The following is a 10,042-nucleotide window of genomic DNA, read 5'->3' as shown; positions in this document are numbered from 1 at the left end:
CTGTATAACACACAAGCTGCCCCTATTTTTCGGGGGTGGCAATCGGGGATTCTGCCGCCGCTCCGGTTGCTGCAAACTTGTCAAAACCTGTCATTACAGCACGGGTAAACCTGATATTGAAGCTCGGAAATAAATCCGGGTTACGGAAATAAATCCGGCTCTCGGATTTCAATCCGAACTACCGGGGAATGCAAAACACCAGCGCGGCGGCTGGTGTCGGGTTTCAGGTAGCCTATTCGGCCAGTTGCTCCGGCTGGCATTGGTAGATTTTGGCAAACAGCTCCCGCGTTTTGCGCTGCGGGTTTCTGCTTTTCTCGATTTGGCTCAGGGCGGCCTGTGTGATGCCTGCTTGCGCGGCGGCTTCGCTTTGGGTCATTTGGCGGTAGATGCGCCATGCGGCCATGTTGCCCACGTTTTTATCAATGCGGATGGATACGATTTCATGCGGCTGCGTGATGTCGTCAAATTCGCCTGCCTCTATGGGGATGGACTGCCAGATTTCGCCTTCTTCGTCTATTTCGATTTCGCCTTTTGCCAAACGGTTCAGGTCTTCGATGCTGATAACGGCAAATTGCGGGCGGCCGTTTTCGCCGTGGATGATTTGGATGTTCATGCTTACCTTTCTGTGCTTAGTGTTTGTAGGCGGATTGGCGTTCCTGATTTGGCGGTCATTCAGGGGCATTTTTGGGGGTATGTTTTCGGGGGTATTTTCAGATGCCCCCAAATATACCCCCAGTTTTCGCTTTACTCAATTACACGGCAATAGGCGGGATTGGATATTCAGGAGGGGGTAAGCAGAATAGCAATCGGCCTGTAAGCCCCGTGGTTATTGGATTTGGTTTACGGCATTAGACGGTATTAGACAAAAAAATAACCGCTCGAAAGCGGTTATTTTTTATAGTGTGGTGCCCAGGGTCGGACTCGAACCGACACACCTTGCGGCGGGGGATTTTGAGTCCCCTGCGTCTACCAATTTCGCCACCTGGGCAGGTGATGAAGAGATAGTATTATAGGCATTTTTCTGTATTTGTAAAGTTTTTTATCAGGCTATGTTTCGATTTATTGTTCAACATAATGTTTTAAATGGGAATAAAGCTGTAACTCAATCTTGCCGTATTGTCTTTTGGCTGGCAGAAATCTCTTCCCGTATAGCGGTGGAATTCCTATTTGCGCTTAATATATAATGCATCGCATGCGCATACCTATCCTCCTTTTTTCTACTCTCCTGCTTCTGGCCGGCTGCCCTTCCGAGCCGTCTGCCGCGCCCGAATCGGCAGCATCCCAAGTTTCTGCCGCCCCGGCCGCCCGGTTTCACGGCACAGACATCAGCCAAGACCCCATCGGCGGCGATTTCACCCTCACCAGCCACAACGGCCGCTCCGTATCCTTGAGCGATTTTCGTGGCAAGGTCGTGGTGCTCGTGTTCGGCTACACTCACTGTCCCGACGTGTGCCCCACCCACCTGCTCACCTACGCCCAGGCCATTGCCCAGCTGCCGCCCGAGCAGGCCGCAGCGGTGCAGCTCCTGTTTGTTTCCGTCGACCCCGCACGCGATCGCCCCGAGCTCTTGGCGCGCTACGTGCCCGCCTTTAACCCCAGCTTTATCGGGCTCACCAGCGCCGACGGCGGCGAAGCCGAAACCCAAGCCGTGATGAAGCTCTATGGTGCTACTGCTGCAAAACAGCCGCCGCAGCCCAACGGCTTTTACAGCGTAGACCACAGCAGCGCCACCTTCCTCATCAACCGCCAAGGACGCACCGTGGTGATGGAGCCCTTCGGTCAAACCGCCACCCAGCTGGCAGAAGACCTCAAAACCCTGTTAAACCAACAGCCTTAACACCAAAGGCTACCTGAAAACCATTTTTCAGGTAGCCCCAACCAAGAAACCAAACACCATGCAGAAAAACGACCAACAAGCCCGCCTCGCCGTCCTCATCGATGCCGACAACGCCCCCGCCGACATCATCGACCGCCTGCTCGAAGAAATCGCCAAATACGGCATCGCCAGCGTGAAACGCATTTATGGCGACTGGAGCCACGGCCTCTCCAAATGGAAAGCCGCCCTCCTGCCGCACGCCATCATCCCCGTGCAGCAATTTGCCTACACCAAAGGCAAAAACGCCACCGACATGGCCTTGGTAATTGACGCCATGGACTTGCTCTACAGCGGCAATTTCGACGGCTTCTGCATCGTATCCAGCGATTCCGACTTCACCCGCCTCGCCAGCCGCCTGCGTGAAAGCGGGCTCACCGTATACGGCTTCGGCGAAAAGAAAACCCCCACCGCCTTCCGCAAAGCCTGCGACAAATTCATCTACACCGAAATCTTCCTGCCCGAAAAACAGCGCGCCAACAAAGAGCGCGGCAACGGCAAAGCCCCCACCCCCGCCGCCGAAGAAAGCAACAACACACCCGACGCCCTGCCCCTGCTCAAACGCGCCGTGCGCGAAAACGCCGACGACCTCGGCTGGGCCAACCTCGGCCCCATCGGCAGCTACATCAACAAAATCAACCCCGATTTCGACTCCCGCCTCTACGGCTACGGCAAACTCTCCGACCTCATCAAATCCTTCGACATCTTCGAACACCGCACCGACAACAACCAACTCCAAGTACGCCGCAAAACCGAAACCCGCCCCGAAAGGCTACCTGAAAACCCAAACGAGCAACGCGAAGCGCGGCAAAGCCAAAACGAACGGAGCGAAACCCGCCTCAACCCAAGCGAACCGCGCCAGCAAAACGACCAGCCCGCCGAAGGCAAATCCGCCAAACGCAAACCCCAGCCCGCCAAAGCCGAAGGCGGCCCATCCAAAGCCGCCAAACCCTCCTTCACCAAGCTCATCCCCGCCGTGCAGCAGGCCATCCAAGCCACCGCCGACCCCGACGGTTGGGCACGGCTGGGCGACGTTGTCAAACAGCTTCCCGCCGCCATTGACCCCATCCAATACGGCTGTGCCAACGGCCGCGATCTCATCCACTCCATCTACAGCGACTGGGTGGAAATCAAAAAAGCCGGGCGCGGCGAACGTATCCGCATCAACAAAGCCTTTATCGTGAAAAACGAATAATCCCAACCAATCCAAGGTGGTAGGGAATCGTCGCATTATCTGCACTTTATTCTAAGATGGGCAGCTTTTGTTTTATAGTGGATTACCAAAAATCAGGACAAGGCGGCGAGCCGCAGACAGTACAGATAGTACGGCAAGGCGAGCCAACGCTGTACTGGTTTTTGTTAATTCACTATACTTAAATAATTCTTAAGCAGCTACCCATCATCACCAAGAACAGAGCGGGTTTCCCGTGTCTATCTACATTCTTGATAATGTCGGATAGCTGCTTAATCAGGTCTTCCAGCAAAAGCCGAAAGTGTAAATAACGCTGTTGATTTCTACATATCAGGCTACCTGAAACTATCAAAGTTAAACCAAGTTACTTGTAATCCGTTGAGATGCCGTTGTAAAAGGCCTCTTTTCGAAAGGATTGCGGCTGCGTGGTTTTCAGGTAGCCTCTTCTTCATTTGCGGCGGTTTGTTCGTTTCCCGGTAGCGCATGCTCTGCTTCCCATTGCGCAAACCATGCGGCCACCACGGCATCCACTTCCTCCGTGCCCTGTTTTTTCAGGCTGGAAAACAGTTGTACGCTCACTGCCTGCCGTGTGGTAAAAGGTTGGAGGGCACGACGTACGGCAGCGAGGGTCTTAATCTGCTCGTTTTTGGAAAGTTTGTCGGCTTTCGATAACAAAATATGTACGGGTTTGCCGGTGCTGGCAAAAAAATCCAGCATTTGTTTGTCCAGCTCTTTGAGCGGATGACGCGCATCCATCACCAATACCAGCCCGATGAGCTGGGCGCGGGTTTGCAGGTAGCCCCCAAGCAGCTGCACCCAATGCGCGCGCACGGCTTCGGGCACTTGGGCGTAGCCGTAGCCGGGCAAATCCACCATATAGTGCCCGTTGGATAGACTGAAGAAGTTGATATGCTGGGTACGGCCCGGGGTTTTGGAAACGTAAGCCAGGCGGGTGTGGCCGGTGAGCGCATTGATGGCGCTCGATTTGCCGGCGTTGCTGCGCCCCACGAAGGCAATTTCGGCAGGAGTGTTGGGCAGGTCTTTTAAGTGATTAACGGTGGTATAAAATTTGGCGTTTTTAAAAAGCGGCATGGCTAGAACAAAAAGTAAAATTTGGTATAGAATACCACGTTTATAAAAACAGAGTATTGGGCGGCGGCTTCCTGCCTCGCCGATTTGGAGCATATACATGAAACACACTACCCTGGCCGGCCTTCTGCTGGCCGTTTCCGGCTTCACCTTGGCCACACCGCCCGCCGCCGATATGACCAACGGCAAGCGGGTGGTTGATACAGTGTGCGCTGCCTGCCACGGCGCAGACGGCAACACCAATATCGCCACCTATCCGCGCCTATCTGCCCAACACCCCGCCTACATCATCCAGCAAACCCTGGCCATCAAAAATGGCAACCGCAACACCGGCGCAGCCGTTACCATGCGCCCGCAGGTGCAGAACTTGAGCGATAAAGACATCTCCGATGCCGCTGCCTACCTCAACCGTCAGATTCCGAAATCCGGCGAAAGCAACCCGAAAGAAAATCCGGAACTGGGGGCGCGCATTTTCCGCGGCGGCTTGCCGGCCAAAGGCTTACCAGCCTGTATGTCGTGCCACGGCCCCGGCGGCGCAGGTATTCCGGGCAACCAAACCCAGAAAGACGGCGCAGTAGCCTACCCACGCCTGGCAGGCCAGCACAAGTCTTATGTGGTGGATCAACTCCGCTCCTACCAAAGCGGCCAACGCACCAATTCAATAATGGGCGATATTGCCAAACGCATGAGTAACGAAGAAATGGATGCCGTGGGCAACTTTATTCAAGGCTTGCAATAAGTCGTATCATTCCACCCGGCCGTATTCTGCAAAGGATACGGCCGGATTGTTTTTTGGGGTTGTACTTAGATCAGCCTTAAATTCCACATCAACTCAACAAAATTTTAGGCTGTTGGTACCACGTGTCGAAGTTAAACCGGAATCCGCATTCCTGTAAGAACATCGGGAAAGATTTGCAGCCAATTCCGTCGTATTTGTGCAAGGCATCTTTTTCCCGATTCTAGAAATTCTCAATATTGCTAATATTTCCTATACTTAAAAGCTCTTTCCTATCTAAGATAGTTACTTCAATAACATTTCTTTATATTTCTTGATAATTGATTGGTAATATTTGATAGAATGGTGTTTAATCATAATGATAAATGGTTAAAAATCATAATTTCACGCTATATCCTCCAAGCTCGCAAAACAAACGGACAACCGCAGTATATATACGGCAGAAAACAGAAATAACCCAGCTGTGAAAATACCCAAGGGGATTTAGATGACAACTTACTACGCCCATTCCGCGCAAGACGAACTCGGCAATCTCTTGCCTTATGAACATTGGCAAATCTTGCAAAGTCATTTAGTCAATGTTGGGAAAATAGCGGCGGAGTTTGCCCAGGTATTTGATGCGCAGGAAATTGCCCGCCATGCCGGACAGCTTCATGACGCGGGGAAATACAGTTTACTCTTTCAAAAGCGTTTAGAAGGAGAGATAAAATTTGTGGATCATTCCACTGCCGGAGCGAAAATTGCAGTCGAGCATTGGGGAGGTGTTATCGGCAAGCTGATGGCGTTTTGCATTGCGGGGCATCATGCAGGGCTAGCCAACGGGAGCGGTGAAGGTGATAACCGCCGCACATTGAAACAGCGTTTGGCTTTGCAATTCGGCGCAGATATTCCCGCTCTCGATAACTTGTGGCAACAAGAAATCAAGCTCCCTCAAAACCTGTCCGCACCGCCACTCAAAGCCGACGCGCATCATCCTTTTTTCTCCTACGCCTTCTTCACCCGAATGCTCTATTCCTGCTTGGTGGATGCCGATTATCTCGACACCGAAGCCTTTTATTTAAACCTAGAAAACAAAGGTGTCGAGCGCGGCGGTTATCCCGATCTAATGTGGGGAGGTGGTTATTTTTGCACTGGGATGACCGGAGGCAAAAAACGGCGGAAAACTTTATCAGGTGCGGATTTGAGCGAAGCTGGTGCGAGAAAAAACTTGCACCAGCTTTTGCTTTAGTTTGATAAAAAATGCGTTATCTTTTGCACCAGAATAAACGGGAATTGAGTACCTTTTAAAAGGGTTTTAAAAGGTTTTAAACCTGACGGCCGAACCACTCCACGCGGCCGATAATCTCGACATCGGCATCCGGCTCGGCTACATCCAGTTCGAAAGGCTCATATATCTCATTGGCAGATTTGAGCAGGAGCTTGCTGCCGGGCATGATTTGCGTGTATTTAACGACCAGCTCGCCGCCGATGCGGACAACAAACAAACCATTGCCGGGCTTACGCTTGGCGTGATTAACCAAGATATTGTCGTTGTTGCACAGCACTGGCTCCATCGAATCGCCACGCACTTTGATTACCGATAAGTCTTTGGGGTCGGCATTTAAATAGTGTTCAATCCAAAAACGGCGGAAGGCCATCGGGAACAAAGGCTCCTCATTGCCCACCGGGAAGCCGTTGCCGGCAGAAGCTCGGACGTTGTAGCGGGGAATAAAGACGAATTCGCTCAAATCCACGGGATTACCGAGCGTATCCCGCACCTCCGGGGCAGTCTGGATACTTTGGGCGATCCATTTTGCATTATAGCCCGCGACAGGCTCGTGCAACTCTTGGTTACCGCCTGCCGCCGCTTCTTTGGGGAATGGCACACCTTCCCCAGTCATCAGCCATTTCAAATCACATCCTGATACTTCATGGATTTTCAATAGGGTATCTGCTTTCGGTAAGGTGTCCTTACTAAAAACTTTAGACAACCCAACGTAAGACATCCCTATCTTGTCAGCAATTTCGCTGGTTGATTTTTCCGGCCAGAGTAGTGCCAGCCTATCCTTAAGTGTATTCATATATCCTTTTGTTTAGAACCAGAGGGACTAAACAAGCACCTAACCAAAAACGGGCTACTTTTGTTTTAAAAATAATCCGTATATAAACAAAAGCATAACGAAAACTATCCAAAATCTTAGAAAATTTCTAAACAAAAGGATTGAATTGAATCCTTTTGTTTAGTATTATATCCATCAGTTAAGCAAACAAGTTAAGCAAAAGGAGGTAATCGAAATGCAAAAAAATACAGCAGACTGGCATCGCGCGGATGTGGTTGCTGCGCTCAAAAAAGTAGGCTGGTCGTTACGCGCCCTATCCATCGCCAATGGACTGAGCCCAAATACCTTAAAGAGTGCTTTATCAATGCCCTATCCAAAAGCAGAGCGGATTATTGCTAATGCTTTAGGCATGAAACCGGAAGATATTTGGCCGCAGCGCTACGCTGCTCGAAACTTCCGACCAACGCTACGAAAAGTAGCGAATGCCTGAATTGTAGGTTAATTAAGCAAAAAAATCACGCATTTAAATTCCCACGCAGCAAATTTTTACCATGAGAACCATCAGACGACAGGCGAAAGCCACCTCACTAGACCATGCGATTGAGCTGGCTAAGCGCCATGCCAAGGAGCGGCGGCTGCCCTCCAAGGTAATGGCCGACTTGATGGGTGTGGAGCTTAAAACCTATTACCGCTGGTTGTTGGATAACACCTTGCCGCTCAACCGGATAGCCCAGTTTGAAGCGCTAACAGGCAGCCGCTTTATCAGCGAATATTTGAGTGTGCTGCATGGAGATAGGGTGGTGATTGAAATCCCGCGCGGGCGTAAGGGCAAAGCGGCGGATATGGCGCAGGTGCAGAGCCAAACGGCAGCGGCTTTGGCATTGTTGGCCAAATGGCATGAAGACGGCAGCGGGGTGGACGAAACCATCGAAGCGCTGACCAATGTGCTAGCCGTGCTGGCCTACCAACGGGAGAACGTGAAAAAAGCCGAAAACCCCGAGCTGAATTTTGAGGATGAGGATGATGAGTGAATTGGTGAGCTCCGCCCAATTGGCCGAAATGGCGCTGCCAATCCTGCCAAAAAGCAAACAGGGAATTGAGCATATGGCGAAACGCGACGGCTGGCCGTTTGAATACATCAAAGGGCAAGGGCGCGGCGGGCGGCTGAAAAAGTTTGTGCTCTCCGGGCTACCTGAAGAAATCCAAGCGGCAGTGCGGGAACGGCAGGCAGAGCAGTTGCTGGCGCAATCACAGCCGGCGGTGCTGCCGAGCGTGGCCAAGGCCAAGCGGCCGGTGGCGGTGCGGCGGATGGAGCAGTTGGGTTTGCCGATTGACGACTATGCGATGGGTTTGAACGACAAGCAGCGCGACTGCGCCCATGCGCGGATGGCTCTGGCGGCGGAGGTATTGCGGCTGCATGAGGTAACCGGCTTTGGGATTACGGATGCGGTGCAGTTTGTGGTGCGGCAGGTGGAAAGTGGGCAGTTATCGGAATCGCTGGCTTATTTGGTGCCGGTGGCCAATGCCCGCGCAAACAACCAACGCGGCATCAGTGTGCGCACCCTGAAAGGCTGGGTAGCGGCCTACCGTGCCGCCACTTCACCCAACGAGCGGCTGGCTGCCTTGGCACCGCGCCCGACCAAAAAAGAGACGCCGGTGGTGCAGATTGCCTGGCTGGCCGACTTTATGGCGCACCACTGCCGCCCGAGCGCCCCGAAGTTGGCGCACAGCTATCAGGAATTTGCCAAAGGCTGGCTGGCCGCGCAGCCGGGCTACGAGCTGCCAAGCCTCGATACGGTGCGGCGGGTGTGGAAAAGGCTGCCGCAGATTATGCAGCAGCGCGGGCGGATGACGGGTGCGGCCTACAAATCGCTGCTGCCCTATATCCGGCGCGACTGGCAGGCTTTACGGCCAAATGATGTGTGGATCGGCGACGGCCACAGCTTTAAAGCCAAGGTGCAGCACCCGATTCACGGCCAGCCGTTTAAGCCCGAGGTGACTGTGATTATCGACGGCTGCACGCGCATGGTGGTGGGGTTTAGCTTTTCGCTCGCCGAGAGCTGTGTGGCGGTGGCGGATGCGCTGCGTATCGGCATCAAGCACAACGGCGTGCCGCTGATGTACTACTCCGACAACGGCGGCGGCCAAACCGGCAAAACCATCGACCATGAAATCACCGGCTTAACCGCCCGGCTGGGCATCCACCATGAAACCGGCCTGCCGGGCAACCCACAGGGTCGAGGCATCATCGAAAGATGGTGGCAAGACAACCTGATCCGGCTGGCCGCGCAATACGAAACCTTTACCGGCTCCAGCATGGATCGGAGCACGCAAAACCTGCTCTACCGCAAGATGGACAGCGCGTTTAACGCATGGCGACAGGGCAAGGAATTGACACCCGAGCAGCAGCGCTACAAGGCCAAGCTGCCGAGCTGGCAGCAGTTTATGGCGGATGTGATGCAGTGTATTGCAGATTACAACAACCGGCCGCACAGCGAGCTACCGAGAAACGCCGAGGGCGTGCACTACACCCCGCTGCAATACCGCGACCTGCGGATGCAGCAGGAAAACCTCGCCCCCGACCTGCTGGCCGAAGCGGAGCTGGACGTGCTGTTTAGGCCGCAGGAAGTGCGCAAGGCGGCACGCGGGCAGATTGAGCTGTTTGGCAATGTGTATTTTTCGACCGACTTGGCCGAGCTGCACGGCGAAGACGTGCGGGTGGCTTACGACTACGACGATGCCGAGTGGGTGTATGTGTACAAGATGGACGGCAGCTTTGTGTGCAAAGCCAAGGTGGACGGCAACAAACGCGCGGCCATGCCGATTACGGTGCGCGACCAGCTGGCGGAAAAGCGTGCCAAAGGCCGCATCAAACGCGCGGAAAACACCATCCGGCTGGCGAAAGAAGAAACCCGCCCGGCCATCGAGCACCAGCCCGATTTTGGCCTGCTGGTTGGCAATGGGAACTACGAACCCGTACCGGCGAAAAAACCTCAGATTTTTATGTTTGAAAGCGACCGCGACGAATGGGAGCGGCAGCAAGCGAAGTAAAACAGGCAGCCTGCGGCAACAGGCTACCTGAAAACCCTGAAACCCCTTTTTAAAAGGATTTT

9 protein-coding genes, 1 tRNA gene and 2 pseudogenes are annotated in these 10,042 nt (G+C 53.4%); 7 read left to right on the top strand and 5 right to left on the bottom strand.

Translation table 11 applies throughout. From position 1 onward, the window contains the following. Window positions 1–232: 232 nt before the first annotated feature. Window positions 233–613 carry a helix-turn-helix domain-containing protein gene (locus A7Q00_RS03155; RefSeq protein ID WP_064089184.1) on the bottom strand — a complete coding sequence of 127 codons (381 nt, stop codon included), beginning with the start codon at window positions 611–613 and terminating at the stop codon, window positions 233–235. Between the two features lie 290 nt (window positions 614–903). Further along, window positions 904–988, bottom strand: a tRNA-Leu gene (locus tag A7Q00_RS03150). A 204-nt stretch (window positions 989–1,192) separates the two neighbouring features. Between A7Q00_RS03150 and A7Q00_RS03145 the strand changes: the two genes are divergently transcribed. Both A7Q00_RS03145 and A7Q00_RS03140 read left to right on the top strand, forming a co-directional pair. Then, the gene (locus A7Q00_RS03145) at window positions 1,193–1,837 is read left to right on the top strand and encodes an SCO family protein (RefSeq protein WP_082887723.1); all 645 of its coding nucleotides are present in this window, start codon (window positions 1,193–1,195) and stop codon (window positions 1,835–1,837) included. 58 nt (window positions 1,838–1,895) lie between these two features. Continuing rightward, on the top strand, window positions 1,896–3,068 hold the full coding sequence (locus A7Q00_RS03140) for an NYN domain-containing protein (RefSeq protein ID WP_064089182.1): 1,173 nt from the start codon (window positions 1,896–1,898) through the stop codon (window positions 3,066–3,068). A gap of 429 nt (window positions 3,069–3,497) precedes the next feature. Here the strand turns inward: A7Q00_RS03140 and yihA are convergent, their stop codons facing one another. Next, window positions 3,498–4,157, bottom strand: coding sequence for a ribosome biogenesis GTP-binding protein YihA/YsxC (gene yihA, locus A7Q00_RS03135; protein WP_064089181.1), 660 nt, complete (start codon window positions 4,155–4,157; stop codon window positions 3,498–3,500). A 97-nt stretch (window positions 4,158–4,254) separates the two neighbouring features. Between yihA and A7Q00_RS03130 the strand changes: the two genes are divergently transcribed. Next, window positions 4,255–4,893, top strand: a complete 639-nt coding sequence (locus A7Q00_RS03130; RefSeq protein ID WP_064089180.1) for a c-type cytochrome — start codon at window positions 4,255–4,257, stop codon at window positions 4,891–4,893. An 88-nt stretch (window positions 4,894–4,981) separates the two neighbouring features. Here A7Q00_RS03130 and A7Q00_RS14010 read toward each other — a convergent pair. Then, a pseudogene (locus tag A7Q00_RS14010) lies at window positions 4,982–5,140 on the bottom strand (IS1595 family transposase); the annotation flags it as partial. 237 nt (window positions 5,141–5,377) lie between these two features. Between A7Q00_RS14010 and A7Q00_RS03125 the strand changes: the two are divergent. Next, window positions 5,378–5,995 (top strand): annotated as a pseudogene (locus A7Q00_RS03125) (CRISPR-associated endonuclease Cas3''); the annotation flags it as partial. 199 nt (window positions 5,996–6,194) lie between these two features. Here A7Q00_RS03125 and A7Q00_RS03120 read toward each other — a convergent pair. Continuing rightward, window positions 6,195–6,950 carry an XRE family transcriptional regulator gene (locus A7Q00_RS03120; protein WP_064089179.1) on the bottom strand — a complete coding sequence of 252 codons (756 nt, stop codon included), beginning with the start codon at window positions 6,948–6,950 and terminating at the stop codon, window positions 6,195–6,197. 214 nt (window positions 6,951–7,164) lie between these two features. Between A7Q00_RS03120 and A7Q00_RS12715 the strand changes: the two genes are divergently transcribed. From A7Q00_RS12715 to A7Q00_RS03110, 3 genes are all read left to right on the top strand, one after another. Next, window positions 7,165–7,419 carry a helix-turn-helix domain-containing protein gene (locus tag A7Q00_RS12715; RefSeq protein WP_082887721.1) on the top strand — a complete coding sequence of 85 codons (255 nt, stop codon included), beginning with the start codon at window positions 7,165–7,167 and terminating at the stop codon, window positions 7,417–7,419. Window positions 7,420–7,480: 61 nt separating this feature from the next. Continuing rightward, the gene (locus A7Q00_RS03115) at window positions 7,481–7,960 is read left to right on the top strand and encodes a hypothetical protein (protein ID WP_064089178.1); all 480 of its coding nucleotides are present in this window, start codon (window positions 7,481–7,483) and stop codon (window positions 7,958–7,960) included. Next, window positions 7,950–9,980 carry a Mu transposase C-terminal domain-containing protein gene (locus A7Q00_RS03110; protein WP_156503711.1) on the top strand — a complete coding sequence of 677 codons (2,031 nt, stop codon included), beginning with the start codon at window positions 7,950–7,952 and terminating at the stop codon, window positions 9,978–9,980. Before A7Q00_RS03115 ends, A7Q00_RS03110 begins: the two co-directional genes overlap by 11 nt. Window positions 9,981–10,042: the final 62 nt, after the last annotated feature.

This window comes from Eikenella halliae, from assembly GCF_001648475.1.
Taxonomy (GTDB): Bacteria; Pseudomonadota; Gammaproteobacteria; order Burkholderiales; family Neisseriaceae; genus Eikenella; species Eikenella halliae.
The sequence above is the reverse complement of the archived record's forward strand: the minus strand, read 5'-3'. Positions and strand labels throughout refer to the sequence as shown.

What these genes read in the sequence shown, in the direction of transcription:
- A7Q00_RS12715 (WP_082887721.1), top strand. Translation starts at nt 7,165, where the DNA reads ATGCAAAAAAATACAGCAGACTGGCATCGCGCGGATGTGGTTGCTGCG.
- A7Q00_RS03155 (WP_064089184.1), bottom strand. Translation starts at nt 613, where the DNA reads ATGAACATCCAAATCATCCACGGCGAAAACGGCCGCCCGCAATTTGCC.
- A7Q00_RS03130 (WP_064089180.1), top strand. Translation starts at nt 4,255, where the DNA reads ATGAAACACACTACCCTGGCCGGCCTTCTGCTGGCCGTTTCCGGCTTC.
- A7Q00_RS03145 (WP_082887723.1), top strand. Translation starts at nt 1,193, where the DNA reads ATGCGCATACCTATCCTCCTTTTTTCTACTCTCCTGCTTCTGGCCGGC.
- A7Q00_RS03120 (WP_064089179.1), bottom strand. Translation starts at nt 6,950, where the DNA reads ATGAATACACTTAAGGATAGGCTGGCACTACTCTGGCCGGAAAAATCA.
- A7Q00_RS03140 (WP_064089182.1), top strand. Translation starts at nt 1,896, where the DNA reads ATGCAGAAAAACGACCAACAAGCCCGCCTCGCCGTCCTCATCGATGCC.
- yihA (WP_064089181.1), bottom strand. Translation starts at nt 4,157, where the DNA reads ATGCCGCTTTTTAAAAACGCCAAATTTTATACCACCGTTAATCACTTA.
- A7Q00_RS03110 (WP_156503711.1), top strand. Translation starts at nt 7,950, where the DNA reads ATGATGAGTGAATTGGTGAGCTCCGCCCAATTGGCCGAAATGGCGCTG.
- A7Q00_RS03115 (WP_064089178.1), top strand. Translation starts at nt 7,481, where the DNA reads ATGAGAACCATCAGACGACAGGCGAAAGCCACCTCACTAGACCATGCG.